This window comes from Paenibacillus sp. GCM10023250, from assembly GCF_042653205.1.
Taxonomy (GTDB): Bacteria; Bacillota; Bacilli; order Paenibacillales; family Paenibacillaceae; genus Paenibacillus_Z.
Window position 1 is genome coordinate 94,085 of sequence record NZ_JBHSHY010000010.1, and the last position, 23,639, is coordinate 117,723.

The 23,639-nt window shown below is 64.1% G+C and carries 23 protein-coding genes; 19 read left to right on the forward strand and 4 right to left on the reverse strand.

All coding sequences use genetic code 11. The features are described 5' to 3' along the window. Window positions 1-348: 348 nt before the first annotated feature. Window positions 349-861 (reverse strand): SEC-C metal-binding domain-containing protein, encoded by a 513-nt coding sequence (locus tag ACFPB1_RS10860; protein WP_379224964.1) that lies wholly within the window; start codon window positions 859-861, stop codon window positions 349-351. Between the two features lie 173 nt (window positions 862-1,034). Between ACFPB1_RS10860 and ACFPB1_RS10865 the strand changes: the two genes are divergently transcribed. From ACFPB1_RS10865 to ACFPB1_RS10890, 6 genes are all read left to right on the forward strand, one after another. Continuing rightward, complete coding sequence (locus ACFPB1_RS10865; protein ID WP_379224966.1) at window positions 1,035-2,444, forward strand: MATE family efflux transporter; 1,410 nt, start codon at window positions 1,035-1,037, stop codon at window positions 2,442-2,444. Between the two features lie 292 nt (window positions 2,445-2,736). Next, a complete protein-coding gene (locus ACFPB1_RS10870; RefSeq protein WP_379224968.1) occupies window positions 2,737-3,165 on the forward strand; it encodes a YciI family protein in 429 nt (142 codons plus the stop codon). A 2-nt stretch (window positions 3,166-3,167) separates the two neighbouring features. Further along, the gene (locus tag ACFPB1_RS10875; protein WP_379224969.1) at window positions 3,168-4,475 is read left to right on the forward strand and encodes an RNA polymerase sigma factor; all 1,308 of its coding nucleotides are present in this window, start codon (window positions 3,168-3,170) and stop codon (window positions 4,473-4,475) included. A gap of 261 nt (window positions 4,476-4,736) precedes the next feature. Then, window positions 4,737-5,168, forward strand: a complete 432-nt coding sequence (locus ACFPB1_RS10880) for a YciI family protein (protein WP_379224971.1) — start codon at window positions 4,737-4,739, stop codon at window positions 5,166-5,168. Window positions 5,169-5,273: 105 nt separating this feature from the next. After that, window positions 5,274-5,669, forward strand: a complete 396-nt coding sequence (locus ACFPB1_RS10885) for a VOC family protein (RefSeq protein ID WP_379224973.1) — start codon at window positions 5,274-5,276, stop codon at window positions 5,667-5,669. Between the two features lie 59 nt (window positions 5,670-5,728). Next, entirely contained in the window at window positions 5,729-6,070 is a 342-nt protein-coding gene (locus ACFPB1_RS10890) for a DUF1801 domain-containing protein (protein ID WP_379224974.1), read from the forward strand. A gap of 181 nt (window positions 6,071-6,251) precedes the next feature. Here the strand turns inward: ACFPB1_RS10890 and ACFPB1_RS10895 are convergent, their stop codons facing one another. After that, the gene (locus ACFPB1_RS10895) at window positions 6,252-7,169 is read right to left on the reverse strand and encodes an aldo/keto reductase (protein WP_379224978.1); all 918 of its coding nucleotides are present in this window, start codon (window positions 7,167-7,169) and stop codon (window positions 6,252-6,254) included. A 296-nt stretch (window positions 7,170-7,465) separates the two neighbouring features. On the opposite strand from ACFPB1_RS10895, the gene ACFPB1_RS10900 reads away from it, so the two are divergent. From ACFPB1_RS10900 to ACFPB1_RS10920, 5 genes are all read left to right on the forward strand, one after another. Next, window positions 7,466-8,818: an MATE family efflux transporter gene (locus tag ACFPB1_RS10900; RefSeq protein WP_379224980.1), complete on the forward strand. Its 1,353-nt coding sequence runs from the start codon at window positions 7,466-7,468 to the stop codon at window positions 8,816-8,818. Between the two features lie 385 nt (window positions 8,819-9,203). After that, a complete protein-coding gene (locus tag ACFPB1_RS10905) occupies window positions 9,204-9,392 on the forward strand; it encodes a hypothetical protein (protein WP_379224982.1) in 189 nt (62 codons plus the stop codon). 37 nt (window positions 9,393-9,429) lie between these two features. Then, window positions 9,430-9,561: a hypothetical protein gene (locus tag ACFPB1_RS10910; protein ID WP_379224984.1), complete on the forward strand. Its 132-nt coding sequence runs from the start codon at window positions 9,430-9,432 to the stop codon at window positions 9,559-9,561. 329 nt (window positions 9,562-9,890) lie between these two features. After that, window positions 9,891-10,328, forward strand: a complete 438-nt coding sequence (locus tag ACFPB1_RS10915; RefSeq protein ID WP_379224986.1) for a DUF1641 domain-containing protein — start codon at window positions 9,891-9,893, stop codon at window positions 10,326-10,328. Between the two features lie 70 nt (window positions 10,329-10,398). Then, window positions 10,399-11,577, forward strand: a complete 1,179-nt coding sequence (locus ACFPB1_RS10920) for an NAD(P)/FAD-dependent oxidoreductase (protein ID WP_379224988.1) — start codon at window positions 10,399-10,401, stop codon at window positions 11,575-11,577. A gap of 229 nt (window positions 11,578-11,806) precedes the next feature. Here the strand turns inward: ACFPB1_RS10920 and ACFPB1_RS10925 are convergent, their stop codons facing one another. Further along, window positions 11,807-12,262, reverse strand: a complete 456-nt coding sequence (locus tag ACFPB1_RS10925) for a DUF4395 domain-containing protein (RefSeq protein WP_379224990.1) — start codon at window positions 12,260-12,262, stop codon at window positions 11,807-11,809. Between the two features lie 324 nt (window positions 12,263-12,586). Between ACFPB1_RS10925 and ACFPB1_RS10930 the strand changes: the two genes are divergently transcribed. The 8 genes from ACFPB1_RS10930 (at window position 12,587) to ACFPB1_RS10965 (ending at window position 22,565) form a co-directional block, all read left to right on the forward strand. After that, the gene (locus ACFPB1_RS10930) at window positions 12,587-13,519 is read left to right on the forward strand and encodes a DUF4432 family protein (RefSeq protein ID WP_379224992.1); all 933 of its coding nucleotides are present in this window, start codon (window positions 12,587-12,589) and stop codon (window positions 13,517-13,519) included. Between the two features lie 19 nt (window positions 13,520-13,538). Beyond that, window positions 13,539-14,207, forward strand: a complete 669-nt coding sequence (locus ACFPB1_RS10935; protein WP_379224994.1) for a hypothetical protein — start codon at window positions 13,539-13,541, stop codon at window positions 14,205-14,207. 135 nt (window positions 14,208-14,342) lie between these two features. Next, window positions 14,343-15,347: a sensor histidine kinase gene (locus tag ACFPB1_RS10940; protein WP_379224996.1), complete on the forward strand. Its 1,005-nt coding sequence runs from the start codon at window positions 14,343-14,345 to the stop codon at window positions 15,345-15,347. Next, window positions 15,340-16,956 (forward strand): helix-turn-helix domain-containing protein, encoded by a 1,617-nt coding sequence (locus ACFPB1_RS10945; RefSeq protein WP_379224998.1) that lies wholly within the window; start codon window positions 15,340-15,342, stop codon window positions 16,954-16,956. Before ACFPB1_RS10940 ends, ACFPB1_RS10945 begins: the two co-directional genes overlap by 8 nt. 113 nt (window positions 16,957-17,069) lie before the next feature. Beyond that, the gene (locus ACFPB1_RS10950) at window positions 17,070-18,443 is read left to right on the forward strand and encodes an ABC transporter substrate-binding protein (protein ID WP_379225000.1); all 1,374 of its coding nucleotides are present in this window, start codon (window positions 17,070-17,072) and stop codon (window positions 18,441-18,443) included. Window positions 18,444-18,523: 80 nt separating this feature from the next. Continuing rightward, a complete protein-coding gene (locus ACFPB1_RS10955) occupies window positions 18,524-19,402 on the forward strand; it encodes a carbohydrate ABC transporter permease (protein WP_379225002.1) in 879 nt (292 codons plus the stop codon). Continuing rightward, window positions 19,402-20,220 carry a carbohydrate ABC transporter permease gene (locus ACFPB1_RS10960; RefSeq protein ID WP_379225004.1) on the forward strand — a complete coding sequence of 273 codons (819 nt, stop codon included), beginning with the start codon at window positions 19,402-19,404 and terminating at the stop codon, window positions 20,218-20,220. Before ACFPB1_RS10955 ends, ACFPB1_RS10960 begins: the two co-directional genes overlap by 1 nt. 248 nt (window positions 20,221-20,468) lie before the next feature. Further along, window positions 20,469-22,565 carry an alpha-galactosidase gene (locus ACFPB1_RS10965; protein WP_379225006.1) on the forward strand — a complete coding sequence of 699 codons (2,097 nt, stop codon included), beginning with the start codon at window positions 20,469-20,471 and terminating at the stop codon, window positions 22,563-22,565. Window positions 22,566-22,700: 135 nt separating this feature from the next. Here ACFPB1_RS10965 and ACFPB1_RS10970 read toward each other — a convergent pair whose 3' ends face one another. Then, entirely contained in the window at window positions 22,701-23,588 is an 888-nt protein-coding gene (locus ACFPB1_RS10970) for an AraC family transcriptional regulator (RefSeq protein ID WP_379225008.1), read from the reverse strand. Window positions 23,589-23,639 lie beyond the last annotated feature (51 nt).

Below are 23,639 nucleotides of genomic sequence, written 5' to 3' on the forward strand. Positions count from 1 at the left end.
ACGTACCCACTCCCTTGCCACTAACTCTGCGCTCGGTTTCGGAGCGGATTGGATAGCGGTGTGGTGCTCCATGCGCCGCCATCCGCCGCTTTCAGAACCGACCATGCCAAAAAGGCCCTCGATATCCACGTCAAACGCGGACATCGAGGGCTTTTTGATCTCTGCAAGCGCGGTCGGGGCCATCGGGCGAGATACGCGGACAGGAGATCCGCTATTTCGTCGAAAAGCGGCGATTCCGTCCCAGGCCTTGCCGCCGGCGTTATCTGCCGGCGATGGATTGCGGCGCCTGCGGGGCGCCATCGGCCGGCGGCTCGCCGAGCCGATTCGTCCTCAGCTCGCCATTGCCTCTCAGCTCGCCATGGCCTCGAGCGTGCGCGCCACGTACGGATGCAGCTCGCCGATCCGCTTGGACACGCTGCCCGCGGAGACGTCGTACCGCTTCGCGACCTCCGCCTTCGTCACGTTCGGGCGGTCGGTCATGACGGTCAGGCTGTATTCCAGGGCGGCGAGGACGACGCCCGGCTTTTGCACGACCGGCTCCTGCTCGCGCGAATACGCGAACCAGAGCAGGGTCGTGGCGTTGATTTCGTCCCACGTGAAGCGCTCCGCCAGATGCGACACGAGCTCCTTGGCGATATCGCCGTACTGCGGCTGGGCCCAGGCCAGCCGTTCGATGGCGGCGTTCATCTCCGCCAGGGATTCCGGCACGGCGACGGCTATGCCGCCCGCTTGCGCGGCCCGCGCGTCCGCCTCGCGGCCCGCGAACCGGGCGGCGGCGTCCTTCTCCAGGCAGCACTTCTTGTATTTGATTCCGCTTCCGCACGGACAGGGGTCATTACGGCCCACTTTCGACTTATTCATCGGGTACTCTCGCTCCTCTCACGCTACCCATGGTAACAGAAAGCCCGCCCTTTCATCAAACCTCCAAAACGCATAAATATTGGACAAGCAGAGCGGAATCGGGTTATGGCATAATAATTAACGTCATTGTTTTATTCATCTTAGCGATTACGGGAACGGAGTTACGCAAGCTTATGAACATCGGAGAACACACATCGGGGGCCGCCCCCACCTGGAAAACATTAAGTCTCTTCGGCCTGGCGTGGCCGATTCTGGTCGACTCCGTGCTGCGGATGATGCTGGGGACCGCCGACGTCTTCATGCTGAGCCGCATCTCGGATGGCGTGGCCGGCGCGGTCGGGCTGGCGAACGAAATCATCGTCTTTTGCATTCTTATGTTCGGCTTCGTCGGCATTGGCACGAGCGTGGCGATCACGCAATATTTGGGCGCGGGACGGAAGGAAACGGCGAGCCGTATATCGGCGCACGCGATTTCGCTGAACGTCCTCTTCGGGCTGCTCGTCAGCCTGGTGCTCTTCGCCTTCAGCGAGCAGTGGATGCGGATGCTTAATCTCGATTCGGGGCAGATCGCCATCGCGAACACGTATCTGAAGGCGATCGGCGGCTTCATCTGGCTCGAGGCGATTTCCTACGCGGTATCGTCGATCATCCGGGCGAACGGGCGGACGCGGGACGTCATGTTCGTCACGCTCGGCGTCAATCTGCTGCACGTGACGGGCAATTACCTGCTGATCTTCGGCCATTTCGGCTTCCCGGAGTGGGGCGTGACCGGCGCGGCCGTCTCCACGATCGCGAGCCGGGTCGCCGGCGTCGCCGTGCTGCTGATCCTGCTTTACCGCCGCGTGCCGAGCCCGATCCGGCTGAAGGATTACGTCCGCTTCGACAAGGCGCATGTCAAGCGGATTCTCGGCGTCGGCCTGCCGGCGGCCGGGGAGCAGATCGCGTGGCAGTCGCAGTACATGACGGTCATGAGCTTCGTGAACCTGATCGGGGCGCAGGCGCTGAGCGCGCACATCTACGTGTTCAACGTCAGCACGTACTTCATGGCGTCGTCCACGGCGATCGGCATCGCCACCGAAATCATCGTCGGCCACATGGTCGGCGCGGGCGAGAAGAAGGCCGCGTATTACCGGCTGCTGCGCAGCCTGCGGCTCAGCATCGCGGTGACGGCCGTCGTCGTGGCGGTGACGGCGCTGTTCCGCTATCCCATCATGGGGCTGTTCACGGACGATCCGAAGATCGCCGCGATGGGCGCGGGCATCTTCCTCATCTCGATCGTGTTGGAGCCGGGACGGGTGTTCAACATCGTCGTCATCAACTCGCTGCGCGCGGCCGGCGACGCGAAGTTCCCGGTGCTGATGGGCGTCTTCTCCATGTGGGGCGTCTGCGTGCCGCTCTCGTACTATCTCGGCGTGCATCTGCACTGGGGGCTGCCGGGCGTCTGGATCGCATTCACCGTGGACGAATGGCTGCGCGGGCTCATCATGCTGGCGCGCTGGAAGAGCGGCGTCTGGGCGCGAAAATCGTTCGTGGAGACGGCGAAGACGCCTGCGGAGCAGCCCGCGGCGGCGATTGGCGCGTGACGGGCGCGTTCGGCGCGGCGAGAGCAGCGGCGTCGCGGATAAGGGCATGAATCGTTAGCGGCGCGAATGGTTCGCGGCGTTAACCGGCGGCAGCCTCGGACTTTGCGGAGTCCGGGGCTGCTTTTTTTTTGGCGGTCCGGATGCCGCGGTTCCCGCCCTGTATTATAATGGCACTAGCTTATCCCGATCCTTTTTGCGCCGCGTGTCGATTTGGCGCGTCCGCGTTCGTCGCGTGAATAGAGGCCGAAATTTCGGCCTGCGTTCCAAAACCGAATTCAGGAGAAGATGTACGATGCGTTTTATGCTGGTTGTAAAAGCAAGCAAGGATTCCGAGGCCGGCGTCCTGCCGTCGCCGGAGCTGGTCGCCGCGATGACGAAGTATAACGAGGAGCTGGCCAAGGCCGGCGTGCTGATCGCGGCCGACGGGCTGCACCCGAGCTCGGGAGCGGTCCGGATCTCGTATCCGGAGCCGGGCGGCAAGCCGAAGGTGGTCGACGGCCCGTTCGCGGAGACGAAGGAGATCATCGCCGGGTATACGCTGATCGAGGTCAAGTCCCGCGAGGAAGCGCTCGAATGGGCCTTGCGCATGCCGGACCCGCACGGCTACGGCGAAGGGGAGATCGAGCTGCGGCAGGTTTTCGACTTCGCGGACATCACCCCCGACGAGGAGCTGCAAGCCCGCGAGGCCGCGGTGCGGGCGCGGCTCGGCCGGAGTAACTGACCATGGCGCGGACCTCCGACGCGCACCGGACGATCGACGCGATCTGGCGGATCGAATCGCCCAAGCTCATCGCCGGGCTCACGCGGATGGTCCGCGACGTCGGGCTGGCCGAGGACCTGGCCCAGGACGCGCTCGTCGCCGCCTTGGAGCGGTGGCCTGAGAGCAGCATTCCGGACAATCCCGGCGCCTGGCTCATGACGACGGCGAAGCGCCGCGCGATCGATCTGCTTCGGCGCAACAAGACGCGCGACCGCAAGTACGAGGAATGGGGCCGCTCTGCCGAGACGTTCACCGAGGACGACCTGGAGCGCGGACTGGACGGCGAGATCGGCGATGACCTGCTGCGGCTCATCTTCATGACCTGCCATCCGATGCTGTCCCGGGAGGCGCGCGTCGCGCTGACGCTGCGCCTGCTCGGCGGTCTCGCCACGGACGAGATCGCGCGGGCGTTCCTCGCCGCGGAAGCGACGATCGCGCAGCGGATCGTCCGGGCGAAGCGGACGCTCAGCGCCGCGCGCGCGGCGTTCGAGGTGCCGGAGGGCGAGGCGCTGAAGGAACGGCTGGCGGCGGTGCTCGAAGTCATCTATCTCATGTTCAACGAAGGCTATGCGGCGACCTCCGGCGGCCAGTGGATGCGCCCGCTGCTCTGCCAGGAAGCGCTGCGGCTCGGCCGGATGCTGGCCGAGCTCGCGCCGCGGGAGCCGGAGGCGCACGGCCTCGTCGCGCTGATGGAGATTCAGTCTTCCCGGTTCAAGACGCGGGTGGACGCAAGCGGCGAGCCCGTCCTGCTGCTCGACCAGAACCGCGCGCTGTGGGACCATCTCTTGATCCGCCGCGGCTTGTCCGCGCTGGACCGCGCGGGCAAGCTGGGGCAACCGCTCGGCCCTTACGCGCTGCAGGCGTCGATCGCGGCCTGCCACGCGTCGGCGCGGACGGCGGAGGAGACCGACTGGGTGCGCATCGCCGCGCTGTACGAGGCGCTGTCGCGGGCCGCGCCGTCGCCGGTCGTGGAGCTGAACCGCGCCGTGGCGATCGCCATGGCCTTCGGCCCGGCGTTCGGCCTCCAGCTCGCGGACGAGCTGGCCGCGGAGCCGGCGCTGAAGGATTATTATTTGCTGCCGAGCGTACGCGGCGATCTGCTCGCCAAGCTCGGACGACATGCGGAGGCGCGCGCCGAGTTCGAGCGCGCCGCGTCGCTGACTCGCAACGAGCGCGAGCGGGCGCTGATGCGGAGACGCGCCGCGGAATGCGACGCCGCTGCGGCCGGCGAGGCGGATACCAGCGTCAAGCCGGAACAACCGGCGACTTAATGGCCGAACACCGATCGAATCAACCGCCGAAAACACGGGTACAACGGCCGATACAACCACCGATACAACTACCGAAACACCGATCGACACGACCGCCGAAGGCGAGCGCCTATGAGCCTCGCTTTTTTTGTGCGCGATGTCGATTACGCCTCCGCCGGTTCGTCGCCCTAATAGAGGCGGACGCGAGGCGGCGGCGCAAGCGCGCGGCAGCCGCGCTTCATTCGCCCTAACGAAGGCAGGACGGGAAGGAGAGGAATCGCCATGCGGTACATGCTGCTGGTGAAGGCAACCGCGCGCTTCGAGGCGGGCATCGCCGGAGGCTCGGAATACGCCCAAGCTTGGGCGGCGTTCCGCGAAGCGCTGGAGGACGCCGGCGCGCTGCTCGCGGAGGAATGGCTGCAGCCGAGCGCGAGCGGCGTGCGGATCGCGTACCCGGCGCCCGGCGGCCGGCCGGAGCTGACGGCGGGGCCGTTCGCCCGGGAGACCGGTCCGGTCGCGGGGTACGTGCTGATCGAGGCCGGATCGGCGGAAGAGGCGACGGCCTGGGCGCTGCGCATGCCGGAACCGGACGACAGCGGCGAGGTCGCCATCGAGGTGCGCGAGCTGGCCGAGCGCGAAGGCCTGCGGAGCTGGCGAACCGAGGCGGCGGCGGCCGAGCTGCGCGACCATCTCGGCATGCTGCGGCGCTTGTAAAAAATAATTGCGTTTTTTTATCGCTGCCGTCGATCTCGGCATTCGCCGTTCGTCGTTGTAGTAGAAAGCGAGTTCACCATTCATAACGAGAGAGATGTTCAAACCATGGGGGCACAATTAACACCGTATTTGAGGTCGGAGGACGCGCGAGCGCAAGCGGAGTTTTACGTAAGGGCCTTGGGCGGGGAGATTCAGTCCGTCTTGACGTTCGGCCAGATGCCGGGCTCGCCGGAGGAGATGGCCGATAAGGTCATGCACCTGGCGATGACGGTCGCGGGCGGCAGCGCGCTGTTCTTCTCCGACGGCGTGCCGGCCGGTTATACGCGGAGCATCTCGCTGTCGCTGTCGTACGGCGACGAGGCGGAGGCGCGCGAGGCATTCGCCAAGCTGAGCGACGGCGGAGAAGTGAAGTATCCGTTCGAGCCGCAGCCGTGGGGCGCGTACTACGGCGAGGTGCAGGACAAGTTCGGCGTCGTCTGGCAGATCGTCAAGCAGCTGTAACGCACAGGCAACCGAACCTTGCACAAACGCAAACACAAAACGAAGGAGCGAATCCAACCATGAATAACGAAGTGACGACTTTTATCGAGACGATTCAGGAGCCTTGGCAGCGGGAGCTGTGCGCCGGCCTGCGCGAGACGGTCCGCGGCGCGGTGCCGGACGTGCAGGAGCGCATCCAGTACAAGAAGCCGCATTTTCTGAAGAACGGCAAATACGCCGCCGTCATCAGCACCTCGAAGGACGCGGTCAGCTTCACGATCTTCAACGCCGCCGGGCTCGAGCTGCCAGCCGGACGGTTCGACGGCCCGCCCGAGCGCAAGACGATGAAGCTGAAGCGGGGCGACGCGTTCGACGCGGCGCAGCTGTCGGCGCTCGTCGTACAGGCGGCCGCGGGGCTGTAGACAGGCGGTTGGCCGCTCGGTCTTGTCGCGCTTTCCAGGCCTCGTCCGTCCGGACGTGCGTCCGCGCGCATCGAACGGCGAAGGCGGCCAGATTGGACGGCAAACAGCCTCGGGCCTGATCGGACCCGAGGCTGTTTGCTGTTTGCGCGCGGCGCCATGCCGCGCGCGCCGCAAGGCCGGCTTACGGCAGGATGTTGCCCGCCGCGCGGTAGATGGCGTACCATTCTTCGCGCGTCAGACGGATCTCGGCGGCGCGGATGCAGTCTTTCAGCCGCTCGATATTCGTCGTGCCGGTAACCGGCTGCATGTTGGCCGGGTGGCGGAGCAGCCAAGCGATGGCGATCGTCGTGTTGCTGACGTCGTATTTCTTGGCGATTTCGTCGATTTGCGCGTTCAGCTCCGGGAATTTCGGGTTGTCCAGGAAGACGCCCTCGAAGAAGCCGAATTGGAACGGCGACCACGGCTGGATCGTGATGTCGTGCAGGCGGCAGTAGTCGAGAATGCTGCCGTCGCGGTTGATCGAGGAGTCGTTCTCCATATTGACGTTGATGCCGTTCGAGATCATGGTGGCGTTCGTGATGCTGAGCTGCAGCTGGTTGGCCACGATCGGCTGCTTCACGAATTTCTTGAGCAGCGAGATCTGGTTCGGGTTCTGGTTGGACACGCCGAAGTGGCGCACCTTGCCCGAGCTTGCCAGCTGATCGAACGCTTCCGCCACTTCCTCCGGCTCGACGAGCGCGTCCGGACGGTGCAGCAGCAGGACGTCGAGATAGTCGGTGCGCAGGCGCTGCAGGATTTTATCGACGGAACCGAGGATATGCTCCTTGGAGAAATCGAACTGTCCTTGGCGAATGCCGCACTTGGATTGCAGCATGATTTTCTCGCGCACATCGTCGCTCATATGTATCGCGTCCGCGAAGATTTCCTCGCATTTGCCGCCGCCGTAAATATCCGCATGGTCGAAGAAGTTCGCGCCCGCCTCGAGCGCCGTTTGGACGAAGCGCTCCGCGCCCGCCTTGTCCAGCTGGTTGATGCGCATGCAGCCGACCGCGAGGACGGGGACCTCCAGGTTGCTGGTTCCGAGCTTGATCGTTCTCATGATTCCTTGCCTCCCATTCATAATGAGGAAATTAGGTTCTGCCGGGCCGGTCGAATGTGATGGTTACAGGTGGACGAGCCGGCGTTCCTCATCCGATTGTGACACACCGGGCGGCCCGTTTCAAGGGCGCCCGGACCCGCGCGGAAAAGATTGCCGCCGATTCGGGACCCCGTCCGGGGCGATCTTTGCTATAATAGAGTCGGTGTGCTTGGCCGGAGCTTCAACCCAAATCCGATAAAAAAGAATGTGATGACGTGGAACAACCTGCTTACCGGAGTAAGCGGAGACTAGCTTTTTTGGAACGGTTTTTGGCGCGGTTCGCCATCGGCGATTACCGCGCGCTGCTGTCGCTCTATCTCCCGATCCTGATCGACCAGGCGTTCATCATCGGCCTCAGCATGCTGAATACCGCCATGATCAGCTCGTCGGGCGTGGCCGCGGTCAGCGCGGTCAACATCGTCGATTCGCTCAATATGTTTCTCATCAGCGTGTTCGTCGCGGTGTCGACGGGCGGCACGGTCATCGTGGCGCAGTACAAGGGGAGCGGGAATCTCCCCATGGTGCCGAAGGCGGCGGCCAGCTCCATCTCGTCCGTGACGCTGTTCGCGATCGTCATCGGCCTCGCGATGATCGCGCTGCACGGCCCGGCGCTGCACCTGCTGTTCGGGGCGGCCTCCCCGGACGTCATCGCCAAAGCCAAGACGTACTTCATCGGCAGCTGCGCGTCCTACGCCGGGATCGCGCTGACGGAGGCAGTCTGCGGCGCGCTGCGCGGCATCGGGCGGTCCCGGGCGTCGCTCGTGCTGTCCTTGATCATGAACCTGTCGTACGTGCTGCTGAACGTCCTGTTCATCAACGTGCTGCACATGGGCGTGCTCGGCATGAGCATCTCGATCAATATCGCGCGGTACGGCGCGGCGCTGTTCGCGCTCTACTACATCCTCAAGCTCGATACCAATCTGCATCTGCGGATTATGGACATCGTGCGCGTGCGCTTCGAGATGGTGAAGCGGATTCTCTACGTGGGGCTGCCGTTCGCGGCGGAGCAGATGTTCTTCAACGGGGGAAAGATCGTCACCCAAATCTTCATCGTCCATCTCGGCACGAACGCGATCGCGGTCAACGCCATCGGCGGCTCGTTCGCCGGCTTGACGCAGATTCCGTCGGCGGCGCTCTCGATCGCTGCGATTACGGTCGTCGGGCAGGCGATGGGCCGGCAGAACGTGGACGAAGCGCGCAAGTACACGCGATTCTTCCTGTGGGTCTCGACCGGATTCCTGCTGATCACGGCGCTGATCGTCGTGCCGCTGTTCCATCCGCTCGTTAGCCTGTTCAATCCGCCGGAGGAACTGAAGCACGACATCTTCGTCATCGTGCTGATCAACGCCGCCATGCAGATTCCGCTCTGGTCGATCAGCTTCGTCATGCCGTCCGCGCTGCGGGCGGCGGGGGACTCCAAGTTCACGTCGATCGTGTCGCTGCTGTCGATGTGGCTGTTCCGGATCGTGCTCGGGTATATGCTCGGCATCGTGTTCAAGTACGGGATCGTCGGCGTCTGGCTGGCGATGAACATCGAATGGGGCGTGCGGGGGGCGATCTTCCTGGCGCGGTTCCGCGGCAAGAAGTGGTACCGGCATAAGCTGATCTAGCCGGAGCGGACGGCCCGGACGGGTTGGATTACGCGCGGAGGAACCGGAGCCAGCCCAAGACCGACATCGTCAGGGCTGCCCATAGCAATGCGCTGATCAGCGTGCCCCAGATGAGCCCGGTCACAAACCGGGAGGAGGATTCGTTCATGGCCTTCGCCGCCTTTCCTTTTGACTACTCGTTTGGACTACTAGGAAGTATGGCCAGAAAAGCGGACGTTTAACGCGTTCGTACGCAAGGACATGCCCGGGCGCCTCGGCGCCGCGGGCTTTTTTTTGTCGCGGGCCGGGGCCGCGCGCTGCCCCAAAATCCGTTCCGGCTGCGAATAGTGTGGGATAGCAGGACCGAAGAAGCTAGGCCCACATTCGAGAATCGGAGGAACGGAACATGCCCCAGCTTGATCAGCAAATCCAACGATTGGTACGCAGTCTAGGCGAGGACAACGACCGGATCTTGAAGCGCTTCGAATTCATGTCCGGCCAGAGACAGCTGACGTTCGAGGAAGGGTCGCGGTTTCTCGATTTTTTGAGGCAGGCGTTAAGCGAGAAGGGCGCGTCGCGCCAAGCGCCGCATTAACGGGAATTACATGATTTTCAAGCGGGGGGAGATCATAATGAACATCGGCCCGCCCGTGCCGAATCGCCGCGAGACGCTGGCCCCCGCCGCGGCCGCGGCGATGGGTGTCGCCTACAAGGCCGAGCGGTTCGAATCGAGCGATGATTTACCAAATTTTAGGAAAAATTAAAGACATAAAACCCGAAATCCGCAAGACGGACGAGAGCGGACTTGTCCCTCATGAATGATTAATTATTTTTATTGTCATAATAAAAATAATTTTTTAATTTACCTATAGTCGCGCAGGGCAAAAAGCGATACAGTAGAGGAAGAAGAAAGGCTGCCGTCATCCTCGAAGCGTCTTGTGATAAATTTCACATTTCTCCCTTTTTGCGAATGCGCTTTACCGCGTTCCTCCATTAATGGGATTAAACTTGCTTGACACCGGGTCCGGCGCGGGCAAGTTCATCTTTATGCGATGATTGCAGCTGAGTGACTACATCTGAAGGAGGCAATACAATGAGTGAAACATTGGTATCGAACCTGGAGCAGCAAGACTCCGCAACGGCATTGGCGAAATCGGACGTGCTTGATCAACTGCTGAAGCCGGAAGTGCAGGAAGCGCTGACGCAACTGGTGGACCAGCTTCCTAAACTGTCCGAAATGATGGCCCTCATGACCAAGACGTATGAGCTCGCGCAAAAGGTCGCGACGGACCGCGTGTTCATCCAAGACACGGTGGGCGGCATCCAAGAAGTCGTCAAGCCCCTGACGGAAAAAGTGAAAGGCTACGCCTCGGCGGCGATCGAAGCCAACGACCGCGCGGAGCAAAGCGACAGCGTCATCGGCCTGTTCGGCATGATCAAGCTGCTGAAGGATCCGGAGCTGCAGAAGATGCTTCGTTTTGGCCAAGCGTACCTCGACATTCTGGGCGAAAGAAGAAGCCAGGAGAAGTAATCACCGGTCTGCGTAATAGAACCAGATTGCCAAGCGATTCATACTAAGCGAAGCACGGAGGATGAGATCCATGAGAAAAGAAATTCTGATTCTGGGCGGCGGATACGGCGGCTTGCTCAGCGCGCTGTCCGCGCGTCAGCATCTGTCCACGGAAGAAGCCGGCATCACGGTCGTGAACCGCGTCGGCTCGCACCAAATCATTACGGAGCTTCACCGTCTCGCGGCGGGCAACGTGGCCGAGAAAGCCGTCGCGCTGCCGCTCGAGAAGCTGCTGAAAGGCAAATCCATCAACGTCGTCGTCGGCGAAGTGCAGAAGATCGACGTCGAAGGCAAGCAAGTGGCGCTGAGCAACGGCTCGTCGTACCGTTACGACAACCTCGTCCTCGCGCTGGGCAGCGAAACGAACTACTTCGGCATCCCGGGCCTGCAGGAAAACAGCCTGACGCTGAAATCCGTGGCGGACGCCAACAAAGTGTTCGCGCACGTGAAAGAACGCATCAAAGCGTACGCGACGAGCAAGAACAAAGCGGACGCGACGTTCGTCATCGGCGGCGGCGGCTTGACCGGCGTCGAGCTGGTCGGCGAGCTGGCGGACGAGCTTCCGGACATTTGCCGTCAATACGGCGTTGACTTCGCCGACGTCTCCCTCTCGCTGGTCGAAGCGATGCCGACGATCCTGCCGATCTTCTCGCCTGAGCTCATTCAGCGCGCGGTATCGAGCCTCGAAGCGCGCGGCGTGGAATTCCTGACGGGCCTCGCGATCACGGAAGTGAACGGCAACGTCGTCACGCTGAAGGACGGCCGCACGATCGAAACGAACACGCTCGTCTGGACGGGCGGCGTACAAGGCAGCGCGCTGGTCGGCAACTGCGGCATCGAAGTGAACCGCGGCCGCGCCACGGTCAACGAGCACCTGCAATCCACGTCGCACCCTGACGTCTTCCTGGCCGGCGACTGCGCGGTCGTCTTCGGACCGGAAGGCCGTCCATACCCGCCGACGGCGCAGCTGGCTTGGCAAATGGGCGAGCTCGTGGGCGCGAACATCGCGGCATCCATCAAGAACTTCAAGATGGATACCTTCAAGCCGATCTTCTCGGGCACGCTGGCAAGCCTAGGCCGCAAAGACGGCATCGGCACGATCGGCGAATCCGGCATCGAGCTGAAAGGCACGCCGGCTTCCCTGATGAAAAAAGCATCCAACGCGCGTTACCTGACGCACATCAACGGCCTGTTCTCGCTGGCGTACTAATCCCAGCCCGAACCGCGCTGTTCGAACGAATGGCGAAAGCCCCGGCTCCAACAGGAGCCGGGGCTTTTTTGCACGCCCGCCGGGCGCAGCGCTATCCACGGTTCTATCCACTTATCAACAATGTTATACACAGTGTCAACAGCATAGAAACGGAGGAAACGCGCCGCTTTTCGAAAAGTTGCCCACATATCCACAATCAGAAGTGTACACAAGCCGGAGGTGCGGGCGGTCAGCCCTTGCGCAGCCGGCGGCGCGCGAGGAACTGCTTCCACTGGAAGTACATGAAGCAGCCGAGGCAAAAGCCGCTCAGCGCCAGCACGACGGCCGCCGTCAGCATGCCGAGGCTGATGTAGGCGAGCGTCTCGAGGCCGAGCGCGAAGCCGAGCAGCGCGACGGCCAGGAAGAGGATCGCGAGCAGATTGTTGAACCGGAGCAGCTCGCGGCTTTCGGTCTTGGCGCTGGCCGGCAGGAGCGGCGAGAGTACGCGCACGAACAGGTTGTACCGCACGCCGTACGCGCGGCCGATGAGCTGCACGGCGAGCGGCAGCAGGAGCAGCCAGTACTGCTGCGCCGCGACCGTCGCGATGACGCTGAGCAGGATGCCGAGCTGGTTGCCGCGGACGCGGTGCAGGGGCACTTCGTCGATGCAGGCGTAAGGGTCGAGCTTCAAGGTTGGCGTTGTCATTAGGGCGGCCTCCGTTCGGACTAGGTCGTTGGCTCCATTATACACGCCATTCTTACTATTCGGGTAGGGTAAATCTGTTATTTCCCGCCCAATATCCCGCTGATCGCGATGCCGCCGGGCGAGGCCAATAATTTGAACAGCAGCCTTACGAAATATTGAATTGTGCGTTCGCGGCCCGGGCGCTATAATTCTATAACGCCTAACGGCGTTAACGATTCATGCACGCAAGCATGCACGCGCATAACGAGGCCAGCTTAACGCCGCGAACGAACGGCGGGCTGCCACGATGAATAGCCGGCAATGCCGGATCGAGCGGGGGATCCCATGATGACGAACTGGACGCTTAGCGAAATCGAAGGCCGCAAGGCGTGGACGGGCGGCACCGGCCAGCTGGCCTTGACCGTCGTGCCGGAGCTCGGCGCGAAAGCCGTGTCGCTGCTGAACCGGCGGACGGGCAGGGAGTGGCTGTGGCGAAGCGGGAAGCCGCTCGGGGGCCAAGGCTTCGGCACGCCCTTCGGCGAGTCGGACGAGAGCGGCTGGGACGAGATGTTTCCCGGCATTAACGCCTGCGCGTATCCCGAGGCGCCGTGGCGGGGCGAACCCGTGCCGGACCACGGGGAAGTCTGGTCGCTGCCTTGGCGGGCCGAGGCCGGCGCGGGCGGGCTGACGTGCGCCGTCGAGGGCAAGCGCTTCCCGTACGCGCTCGAGAAGCGCTACAGCTTTCCCGCGGCGGATACGGTGCGCATCGACTACGCCGTGACGAACCGCGCGGACGCGCCGTTCTCGTTCCTCTGGGCGGCGCATCCGCTCCTGCGCGCCTCCGCGGGCATGCGGCTGCGCGTGCCGGACGGCCTGGACGCGGTCGAGGTGTCGTATTCCGCGGGCGGGCGGCTCGGCGCGTTCGGCGACGTGCGGCCGTGGCCGGAGGCGGCGCCCGGCGTTGACCTGTCCGTCGTCGAGCCCGACGCGGGCCGCCATGCGGAGAAATATTACTTCGCGGGCAAGCTGAAGGAAGGCTGGGCCGAGCTGAACGATCCGCGGACGGGCGAGGCGGTGACGTTCCGGTTCCCCGCGGAGCGGGTGCCGTACTTGGCGGTGTGGGCGAATTACGGCGGCTACGGCGGCCATTACCACGTCGCGATCGAGCCGGCCACGGGCCGGATGGACGACCTCGCGCATGCCATGGGCCGCGGCGAGGCGGCGACCGTCGCGGCGGGCGGACGGTACGCTTGGCATCTGGAGCTGTCGGTACGCTAGAAGGGAAGGCGGAAGCATCATGATCAAATGGCTGTTCATCAACCGCAGCATCCGGACGAAAATCGTCTGGAGCACCATCCTGACCTCGCTGATTCCGATGCTCGTGCTGTCGTTTCTGTTCTATGAGACGAGCACCCGCTCGCTGGAGCGGACGATCTACCGGACGACGAACCAGAACGCCGAATATTTGGCCGGCTACCTGAACCAATACTTCCGCGACATCTCTTCGTCCGCCCTGCAGGTGTACGGCTACGACAACCACATCCTGGAGCTGATGTCGCACGGCGGGGGCAGCGGGGACGCGGATTTCTTCAATACCCGGAATGCGCTCAAGAACTACTACCAGGCCGTGGCGGACAAGAATAAAGACGCCATCATCCGCATCCTCATCTACGGCGCGGACGACCGGCTGCGGGATTCCTGGTCGCGCGCGGCGAGCTACGACGCCATTCCGTTCGACGCGAGCATTCCCCACTACGGGGAGATGCTCGATTTGCCGTTCCAGCAGAGCCTGTCGTTCACGTACGCCGACCAGGTGCTGAACCAGCAGCTGTTCGTCTACGCGATCACGATCTACGATCCGTTCAAGCATACGAAGGTCGGCTCGCTCGTCTTCTACATTCAGGAGAAAGAGCTGATGAAGGCCGTCGAGGCGAACAACAAGGCGCCGAACGTCATCGTGCTGTAGAATTCCCGGGGCGAGACGTTTTACGCGACGAACGGCCGTTACGCGGACAGCATCCCCGCGTACGCGCCGCCGCCGAACACGAACGCGCGGACCAATCCGAAGCTCGTCGCGTTCGAGAAGCGGAAGGACCTGCTCGTGGGCACCTCCTACCTCGATAACGGCAATCTGTCGCTGTCGGTCGTCTACCCGAACGACGAGCTGGCCCGGCACCGGACGAACACGCTGTACATCACGGTCGGCGCGTTCTTCTTCGCGATGGCCTGCATGGCATTCCTGTCGCTGCTCGCGCAGCAGTACATCACGCGCCCGATCCAGCGGCTCGGCACGGCGATGAAGACGGTGCGCAAGGGCAATTTCCATGTGACGCTGAACCAGCCGATCCATTACCGCGACGACATCTCGGAGCTGACCCGCAATTTCAATTACATGACGGAGAAGATCCGCGAGCTGATCGAGATGCGGTTCCAGCTGCAGCTCCGCAACAAGGAAGCGCAGCTGCTGGCGCTGCAGATGCAGATCAACCCGCATTTCCTATACAACGCGCTGCAGACGATCGGCGGCAAAGCCGTGCTGAGCGGCGATTACGACATTCACGAGATGTGCCGGGCGCTCGGCGACATGTTCCGCTACAGCTTCTACGAGGGCAATACGGAATCGACGATCGGCCAGGAGCTCGCGCATGTCGGCAATTATCTGTACATCCAGCAGTTTCGGTTCGAGGACGCGCTGCGGACGGAGTTCGACGTGCCGGCGGAGCTGATGGACGTGTCCGTCGTCCGCTTCGTCATGCAGCCGGTCATCGAGAACGTCGTCGTCCACGGGCTGGGCGGGCCGGACGAGCGGCGGCTGCTCGTGCGCGTCGGCGCGGAGCGGGACGGCGAGGACGTCGTCCTGACCGTGCGCGACAACGGACCGGGCATCGACGCCGCGAGGCTCGCGTCGCTGCGCAGCGGGCTCGAGCAGCGTTCGCTCGAGGTGTTCACCGGCGTCTCGATCGGCCTGAAGAACGTGCACGAGCGGATCCGCCTCATGTACGGCGATGCGTACGGGCTCGAGCTCGACAGCGGCCCCGGCGCGGAGGCGGGCACGGCGATCCGCATCCGGATTCCTTATCGAAAGCGAGGCGAAGCGCATGCTTAAAGTGATGGTCGTCGACGACGAGCCGTGGGGCCGGAAATCGGTCGGCAAAATGATCGGCGAGCTGGCGCTGGACGTCGAGGTGGCGGCGGAGGCGCGCAACGGCGCGGAGGCGCTGGAGCTGATCCCGGTCGTAAAGCCGCAGATCGTCGTGACCGATATGAACATGCCGGTCATGAACGGGCAGCGGTTTCTAGAGGAGCTGTACCGCCGCCATAACGAGATCAAAGTCATCGTCATCAGCGGCCATTCGCAGTTCGAGTACATGCGGGCGGCCATTGCGTTCCAGGCGTGCGAATACGTGCTGAAGCCGGTCTCGCTGGCCGAGCTGAAGAACGCCTTGGTCAAGGCGATCGAGCTGAGCCGCAGCCACTTGAGCGCGGAGGAGCGGCGCCGGTTCGCCGGGGAGATGCGCCAGCTGCGGACGGAGACGTTCCTGCAGCACGTGACGGCGCGGCGGATCGCCAACGCCTCCGACATCCTCGCGCAGTCGGCGGAGCTGCTGCCCGCGTCCCCGGCGGCGGGCTACCGCGTGGCGGTGTGCATGCTGCGCCGGTTCGGGGACTTGTCCGCGACGAAGTTCGGCGGCAATTCCGACCTGCTCATGTACAGCGTGGACAACATGCTGCGCGAGCTCGCTGCGGGCGGTGAGGCGCTCGTCTACAAATCGGACGACAAGACGAAGCTGTGCGTCCTGCTGCCCGAGCCGGCCTACGGCCTCGAAGGCGCCGCGCGGCTGCTCGCGCCCTTCCACGACGCCGTCAGCCGGATGCTCGAGTCCGGCGTCGCCGCGGGGCTGAGCGCGCCGTACGACCGGCTCGAGCGGCTGCCGGAGGCGTTCGCGGAGGCGAATGCGCGGCTGCTCGCCGGGCCGCTGCGCGAGGCCGGCTTCTCGCTCGTCGCCGCGGACGAGCCGCATGGCGCGGAGGGCGCGCCCGCGCCGGAGGTGCTGAGCGGCTTCGACGCGAAGCTGCTGCAGCAGGCGCTGGCCGCCGGCCAGGCCGCGACCGCGCGCCGGCTGCTCGGCGAGCTGCTGCGGCGCATCGAGGCGGCGCCGGGCCTGACGATCCAGGGTGCCCAGCGGGAGCTGCGCCGGCTCGCGGACATCGCCTGCGGCGAGCTGCCGGGCCTCGGGCAGCGGGCCGAGGCGGACGCGTTCGCGCCGCGCGCGGCCGACGCCGTGCTGAGCGAAGCCGGCGCGCGCGGTTTCGTCGAGGCGCTCGCGGCGGCGGTTGAGGAGCGGCTCGGCAGCCGGCCGGCCGCGGATGCGCCGAACCCGGTGCGCGATGTCGCGGCGTACCTCGACGCCCACTACTTCGAGGACGTCAGCCTGATCGACGTCGCGACCCGTTATCACATGGATGCCAGTTACCTGAGCAAGCAGTTCAAGGCCGTCACCGGCGAGAACTTCATCGAGTACGTGACGCGCAAGCGGATGGAGAAGGCATGCGAGCTGCTGCGCGGCGCAGAGCTGAAGATCAACGACATCTCCGAGCTCGTCGGCTACGAGAACCAGCGGTATTTCAGCCAGGTATTCAAGAAATTCACGGGCCTGACCCCGTCGGAATACCGGGACGAAGCGGCCGGACAGCGCCCGGAAGCAAAAAATTGAACATGGCGCCGACCATTTATTTTATTACGCGCGGGAGGGCCGCGGCGGTACAGTAAGGGCAGGACGGCGACAGCCTCGTCCGTACCGACATTGGCGATAAAGGGGATATGCACATGAAAAGACAGCTGGGTCTCGGCTTGACCGCCCTGCTGCTGACGGCCGCGCTCGCGGCGTGCGGCAGCAACGGCGGCGGCAATGCGAACGGCGGCAACGATACGGCAGCGACCAACGCGGCGGCGGGGACGGACAACGGCGCGGCGAACGGCGCGAACGGCTCGGACGGCGCGGCGGCCGGCGGCGATGCTTCGGAGCCGGTGACGATTTCGTTCATGCACTTCAAGAGCGACGTCACCGACGGCATCAACAAGCTCGTCGAGCAGTTCGAAGCGGCGAATCCGAACATCAAGGTGGACGTGCAGCCGGTCAAATACGACGACTACTACACGCTGCTCAAGACAAAGATGGCCGGCGGCGACATCGTCGACGTGTTCACGCTGAACGCGGGCGGCCAGACGAAGCTGTTCCACGACGGCGGCTACCTCGAAGACCTGACGGGCAAGGACTTCATGGCGAACTTCGACGAGAGCGTGCTGAAGGATCAGGCGACGGACGGCAAGAACTACATCATGCCGCTGAACGCAGGCCCGATCGCGGTGTTCTACAACAAGCAGATCTTCAGCGACCTCGGCATCGAGGTGCCGCGCACGTACGACGCGCTCATGGCGGCGGCGCAGAAGATCAAGGACGGGGGCAAGACGCCGTTCGCGCTCGGCTGGAAGGACGGCTGGACGCTCGGCATGTGGCTGAGCCGCGATCTGCCGAGCAACGTGGCGCTGGTCGACAAGCAGGCGGACTTCTTCGATAAGCTGGAGAAGGGCGAGACGAAATTCGCGGACGCCGCATCGACCAAGACGATGATCGCCCACGCGCAGGACCTGTACAAATTCGGCAACAAGGACCAGCTCGGCGTCGATTACAACGGTGCGGTCGACCTGTTCGCGAAGGGTGAAGCCGCCATGATGTACATGGGCACGTGGCCGCTCGCCGACATCCAGAAGAAGAACCCGGACCTGTACAACTCGCAGATGGGCTACTTCCCGTATCCGTTCAGCAACGACGAGAGCCTGAACAAGCTCGAATTCAACCCGGACGCTTCCCTGGCCGTCAACAGCAAGTCGGAGCATAAGGAAGCCGCGCTGAAATTCCTGGCGTTCATGGCCAGCAAGGAAGGCGGCGACGCGTGGGTCAAGAACACGAACACGCTCAGCTACGTCAAAGGCACGAGCACGGACATCGCGCCGGCGCTCAAGGACCTGCAGCCGTACTTCGACAACGGCCAGCTGTACAACTCCCAAGCCTACATCACGACGACGATCGACTGGACGACGCAGTTCTCGCAATACGTGCAGAAGGTGTTCTTCAACAACGCCACGCCGGATCAGATCATCAAGGACATGGACGACTGGGTGTCCAAGAACCACAAATAACCGACGAGCGGCATTGCGGATCGCAAGCGGCGCGGGCATGGGGCCTAGCGCCGCTCGCGGCCCGGGGGAGGGAGTAAGGAATGCAAGCGCTTAGACAATCGTTCAAACGCGAGATGTGGTACGTGCTGTTTCTCGTGCCGGGCTTGCTGCTGTTCACGTTCGCCGTCATCGTCCCGCTGGTCACGGGGGCGCGCTACTCGTTCTCGAGCTGGGACGGCATCTCGAGCAAGCTGACGTACGTGGGCTGGGACAATTACGTGAATGCGGTCCAGGACGCCTCTTTGTGGACGGCGCTGGGCAACACGTTTAAATATGCGATCATCATGACCATCATCGTCAATGTCATTTCGCTGCTGTTCGCGCTGCTGCTGGACAGCTACCTGCCGCTGCGCAACCTGTTCCGCACGATGTTCTTCCTGCCGAGCGTCCTGTCGGTCGTGCTGGCGGGCTACATCTGGAGCTACAATTACAGCCAAGGGTTCCCGAAGCTGTTCGCCGCCCTCGGCCTGGACGTGACGAGTCCGCTCGGCAATCCGCACTACGCGTTGTTCGGGCTGATCGTCGTCGCCGTCTGGCAGGGCATCGGCCCGCCGATGATCATCTACATCGCGGGGCTGCAGGGCATTCCGGGCGAGCTGCTTGAGAGCGCCAAGATCGACGGGGCGGGCGCCTTCCGCGCGTTCCGCAACGTGACGCTGCCGCTGCTCGCGCCATCGATCACGATCAACATGCTGCTCACGCTGACAGGCGCGCTGAAGGTCTTCGACCTCGTCTACGTGACGACGAACGGCGGGCCGAGGTTCTCGACGGAGGTCATCACGACGTTCATCTACAAGACCGCGTTCTCGTCGTTCAAGGCCGGCTACGGCATGGCGATGTCCATGATCTTCTTCGCGGTGCTCGTCATCGTCACGGTCGTGCAGGTGTCCATCTTCAGAAGACGGGAGGTGGATCTCTGATGCGAAGCGCCAAGGTCATCGTATTCGCCGCCGTGCTGCTGCTGGCCGCGGTGTTCATGTTCCCGCTGTACGTGTCGCTGCTCATGGCGATGAAGTCCGCCAAGGAGACGTTCGATTCGTTCTACGCGCTGCCGGGCAGCCTGAACTTCGCGAACTTCGCCCACGCGTGGGAGACGTCCAAATTCCCGGAGGCCATCACGAACAGCCTGATCGTCACGGCGCTGTCGGTGGCGCTGATCATCGTCGTCTCGGCGCTCAGCGGCTACGCGATCGCGCGGGGGAGCAAGCCGTTCTACAACCTCGTCTACCTGCTGTTCCTCTCCGGCATGATGGTGCCGTTCCAGGTGACGATGCTGCCTCTGTACAAGCTCGGCAAGTCGCTGCATCTCCTGAACAGCCATTGGGGCATCATGCTCATCTACGGCGGCTTCGGCGTGCAGTCGGGCGTGCTGTTCTACACCGGCTTCGTGCGCGGCATCTCGCGGGAGATCGAGGAAGCGGCGCGGATCGACGGCTGTTCGACGCCGGGCATCTTCGCCCGGATCATCCTGCCGCTGCTGAAGCCGGTCACGGCGACCGTGCTCGTGCTGAACGCGCTGTACATCTGGAACGATTTCCTGCTGCCGCTGCTCTACCTGCAGGAGAAGAGCTACCGGACAATTCCGCTGCAGCAGTATTTCTTCTTCGGGCAGTACAGCAGCGACCTGAATCTCGCGTTCGCCTACGCGGTCATGGGCATGATTCCGATCGTCGCGTTCTTCCTGTTCATGCAGCGCTTCATCATCAAGGGCATCGCGGCCGGCGCGATCAAAGGCTGATTCGGCCGGGATGCGCGGCGCCGCCTCGTTCATGGGGTTAACGATTTAGGTCATCAACAGGTCAGTAAGCCGGACGGCAGCGGGCGCCAAGCCTTGCGCCGTCCGGCCTTTTCGCATTCCGGGCCCGATCCGCCAAAAAGTTGAACATTGGCCGCACAAAAATTTTGCTTCCATTCCGGCGGCGGCTGAGGCTAAAATGTTCAGAACGCGCACGCGCGAATCACGCAGTCGAAATGGGGGAGCTAACAGTGCCGATTCAAGTTCTGGAGCAAGCGAAGCTATTCGAAATCCGTACGAAACGGACCTCGTATCTGTTCGGCGTCAACGGGAAAGGCACGGTGCAGCACGTCTACTGGGGCGAGCACGTGGAGGCGGCGGAATGCGCCGATCTGCTGAAGGGGCGGTCGCACAGCTCGTTCGACGCGGACGTGGACCGCGAGATCGAGGAATTCGGCGGCTGGGGCGGCAGCCACTACGCGGAGCCCGGCCTGAAGGTCGAGTTCGGCGACGGCGTCCGCGACCTGAAGCTGGAGTACGCGGGCTGCGAGCGGACGGGCGAGGAGGAGCTGACGATCCGGCTGGCCGACCGGCACTACGCGTTCCGCGTCGACGTGCACTACAAGGCGTACCCGGAGCATGACATCATCGAGCGGTTCGTCCGCGTGCACAACGGCGAGGCGCAGCCGGTCCGCATCGAGCAGGTCATGGCGGCCGTCTGGTCCGTGCAGGGGCTGCCGGATTACCGGATGACGCACGTCTCCGGCCGCTGGGCGGGCGAGTACCAGCTGCGGACGACGGTGCTGACCGAAGGGAAGAAGGTGCTGGAATCGCGGCGCGGCTTTACGGGCCCTCACGCCAATCCGTGGTTCGCGATCGACGACGGCCGGGCGGACGAGACGCATGGCCGGGTCTGGTTCGGCGCGCTCGGCTGGAGCGGCAACTGGAAGATCGTCGCGGAGAAATCGACGTTCGGCCATCTGCGGATCGCCGGCGGGATCAACGACTTCGACGGCGCGTTCCTGCTGGCGCCGGGGGCGTCGTACACGTCGCCGACGTTCGTCGGCGGCTTCACGGCCGGCGGCTTCGGCGCGATGAGCCGGCAGCTGCACGCGTACGAGCGGGCGCATGTGCTGCCGGCGCGCGGGCCGCGCAAGGTGCTGTACAACTCGTGGGAGGCGACCGAGTTCGACGTCCGCGCCGACGAGCAGATCAAGCTGGCCCGCCGGGCCGCGGCGCTCGGCGTCGAGCGGTTCGTCGTCGACGACGGCTGGTTCGGGGCGCGGAATAGCGACCGCGCGGGTCTCGGCGACTGGCAGGTCAACCCGGAGAAATTCCCGGACGGGCTGCAGGCGCTCATCGACGAGGTCAAGGGGCTAGGCATGGAATTCGGCCTCTGGGTCGAGCCGGAATCCGTCAACCCCGACAGCGACCTGTTCCGGGCGCATCCGGAGTGGATCTACCGCTTCCCGACGCGCGAGGGCACGCAGCTGCGCAACCAGCATCTGCTGAACCTCGGGCTGCCGGAGGTGAAAGCGTTCGTGCTGGACTTCATGACGGAGCTGCTCGCGAAGCACGACATCGCGTTCATCAAGTGGGACATGAACCGCACCGTCACGGAGCCGGGCTCGCCCGAAGCGGGGCTGCCGGTCTGGCAGAAGCACGTCGAGCACGTGTACGAGATTTGGGCCGAGCTGCGGCGGCGGTTCCCGCATGTCGAATTCGAGACCTGCGCCGGCGGCGGCGCCCGGATCGACCTCGGCATGCTTCGCTTCGCGGACCAGGCATGGATCAGCGACAACACCGACGCGCGCGACCGGCTGGCGATTCAGGAGGGCTTCGCGTACGCGTACAGCCCGTCCGTCATGATGTGCTGGGTGACGGAGTCGCCGAACGGCTTCAATGGGCGCAGCCTGCCGCTCTCGTACCGGTTCCACAGCTCCATGATGGGCGGCCTCGGCATCGGGGCGAACATCGGCAAGTGGAGCGACGAGGAGATGGCGGAAGCGCGCGGCTTCGTCGCGCTGTACAAGGAGATCCGCGATACCGTGCTGAACGGCGCGCTGTACCGGCTGGAGCCGCTCGGCCGCTCCAACGCGGCCGCGTACCAGTACGTGAGCGGGGACGGCGGCGAGGCAGTCGTCTTCTCGTTCCTGCACGCGCAGCATTTCGGCACGGCGGAGCGCCGGCTGCGCCTGCAGGGACTGGACGCGGAGGCGAGCTACGAGGTGAGCCGGGACGGCAGCGAGCCGATCTTGCGCCGCGGCGCGACGCTCATGGGCGCCGGCGTGCCGCTGACGCTGCGCGGCGATTACGGCAGCACGCTGCTGCGCCTGAGACGGCTGTAGGCCGGGAGCGTCCCGGACGAATGAGCGGATGAAGCATGGCCGAAAGAGCTTGCCCGTCCGCGATCGCGCATTAGGCGACCGCGGGCGGCAAGCTCTTTTTGGCGCGGGGCGCCGGAAGCGGAGCGCCGCTTCGGCTTACCCCTTCGGCGCGTTCCGGTATTCCGTCGGCGGCACGCCCATCCGCTTCTTGAACAGCCGGGAGAAGTAATACGGATCCGGAATGCCGACGGCGGCGGCGATCTCCTTCACCGTCAGGCCGGTCAGGCTGAGCAGCTGGCCGGCCTTTTGCATTTTCATCCGCAGGAAATATTCGATCGGAGGGAAGCCGGTCTCCTGGTTGAATAGGTAGATCAGATGCTGCTTGGACAGCCCGGTGTGCGCCGCGAGCTCAGGCAGGCTGACGCTCCCGCCGAGCCGCTCGGCGAGATAGCGGACCGCCCGCTCGAGGTCGGAGTCGCGCTTGCGGTCGCGCGCCGAGCCGCCGACGCCGAGGCCGATCCGGCCGAGCAGCTGCCCGAGCGCCTGCGAGACGTGGACGAGCACGGGCATGGAGTACGGCTTGTCCGCGAGCAGCGCGTACGCCCGTTCGAATTCGGCCGTCCAGTCGGCCTGCACGCGCGCGGGCAGCCGGACGGGGCCGGCGTCCAGGCCGTACAGCGAGACGAACTCGGCGACGTGCGCGCCTTTCAGATGGAACCAATAGATGCTCCACGGCTGTGCCGGGTCCGCGCCGTAGCGGTGGGGCGCCCGCGCCGGAATGGCCGCGAGCGTCCCTTCGCCGACCGGCTGCGTCCGGCCGTCCAGCTCGAGCCAGCCCGCCCCGGCGAAGCAGTAGATGAAGATGTGGCTGTCGCAGCCCTCCGGCCGTTCGCGGTAATGGTATTCCGCGTGCGGAAACACGCCGATGTCGCTGACGAACAAGCCGCGCGTGAGCGGGTGGCGCGCCAGCTCCTCGGTCTGGTAGGCGGGGAGCACGTACAGCTTCTGCTCGGGGAAGCCTTCGGGCTTGCGGGGATCCTCCATGTGCGGTCACCTCGATTAGGCGAGAATCGGTATCTGCGAGAATCAGAACAT

Excerpts from the sequence above, each read along its gene's own strand:
- ACFPB1_RS10875 (WP_379224969.1), top strand. The coding sequence starts at position 3,168 with ATGGCGCGGACCTCCGACGCGCACCGGACGATCGACGCGATCTGGCGG.
- ACFPB1_RS10920 (WP_379224988.1), top strand. The coding sequence starts at position 10,399 with ATGAGAAAAGAAATTCTGATTCTGGGCGGCGGATACGGCGGCTTGCTC.
- ACFPB1_RS10915 (WP_379224986.1), top strand. The coding sequence starts at position 9,891 with ATGAGTGAAACATTGGTATCGAACCTGGAGCAGCAAGACTCCGCAACG.
- ACFPB1_RS10955 (WP_379225002.1), top strand. The coding sequence starts at position 18,524 with ATGCAAGCGCTTAGACAATCGTTCAAACGCGAGATGTGGTACGTGCTG.
- ACFPB1_RS10885 (WP_379224973.1), top strand. The coding sequence starts at position 5,274 with ATGGGGGCACAATTAACACCGTATTTGAGGTCGGAGGACGCGCGAGCG.
- ACFPB1_RS10950 (WP_379225000.1), top strand. The coding sequence starts at position 17,070 with ATGAAAAGACAGCTGGGTCTCGGCTTGACCGCCCTGCTGCTGACGGCC.
- ACFPB1_RS10945 (WP_379224998.1), top strand. The coding sequence starts at position 15,340 with ATGCTTAAAGTGATGGTCGTCGACGACGAGCCGTGGGGCCGGAAATCG.
- ACFPB1_RS10925 (WP_379224990.1), bottom strand. The coding sequence starts at position 12,262 with ATGACAACGCCAACCTTGAAGCTCGACCCTTACGCCTGCATCGACGAA.
- ACFPB1_RS10905 (WP_379224982.1), top strand. The coding sequence starts at position 9,204 with ATGCCCCAGCTTGATCAGCAAATCCAACGATTGGTACGCAGTCTAGGC.
- ACFPB1_RS10860 (WP_379224964.1), bottom strand. The coding sequence starts at position 861 with ATGAATAAGTCGAAAGTGGGCCGTAATGACCCCTGTCCGTGCGGAAGC.
- ACFPB1_RS10865 (WP_379224966.1), top strand. The coding sequence starts at position 1,035 with ATGAACATCGGAGAACACACATCGGGGGCCGCCCCCACCTGGAAAACA.
- ACFPB1_RS10930 (WP_379224992.1), top strand. The coding sequence starts at position 12,587 with ATGATGACGAACTGGACGCTTAGCGAAATCGAAGGCCGCAAGGCGTGG.
- ACFPB1_RS10960 (WP_379225004.1), top strand. The coding sequence starts at position 19,402 with ATGCGAAGCGCCAAGGTCATCGTATTCGCCGCCGTGCTGCTGCTGGCC.
- ACFPB1_RS10970 (WP_379225008.1), bottom strand. The coding sequence starts at position 23,588 with ATGGAGGATCCCCGCAAGCCCGAAGGCTTCCCCGAGCAGAAGCTGTAC.
- ACFPB1_RS10910 (WP_379224984.1), top strand. The coding sequence starts at position 9,430 with ATGAACATCGGCCCGCCCGTGCCGAATCGCCGCGAGACGCTGGCCCCC.
- ACFPB1_RS10870 (WP_379224968.1), top strand. The coding sequence starts at position 2,737 with ATGCGTTTTATGCTGGTTGTAAAAGCAAGCAAGGATTCCGAGGCCGGC.
- ACFPB1_RS10935 (WP_379224994.1), top strand. The coding sequence starts at position 13,539 with ATGATCAAATGGCTGTTCATCAACCGCAGCATCCGGACGAAAATCGTC.
- ACFPB1_RS10890 (WP_379224974.1), top strand. The coding sequence starts at position 5,729 with ATGAATAACGAAGTGACGACTTTTATCGAGACGATTCAGGAGCCTTGG.
- ACFPB1_RS10895 (WP_379224978.1), bottom strand. The coding sequence starts at position 7,169 with ATGAGAACGATCAAGCTCGGAACCAGCAACCTGGAGGTCCCCGTCCTC.
- ACFPB1_RS10880 (WP_379224971.1), top strand. The coding sequence starts at position 4,737 with ATGCGGTACATGCTGCTGGTGAAGGCAACCGCGCGCTTCGAGGCGGGC.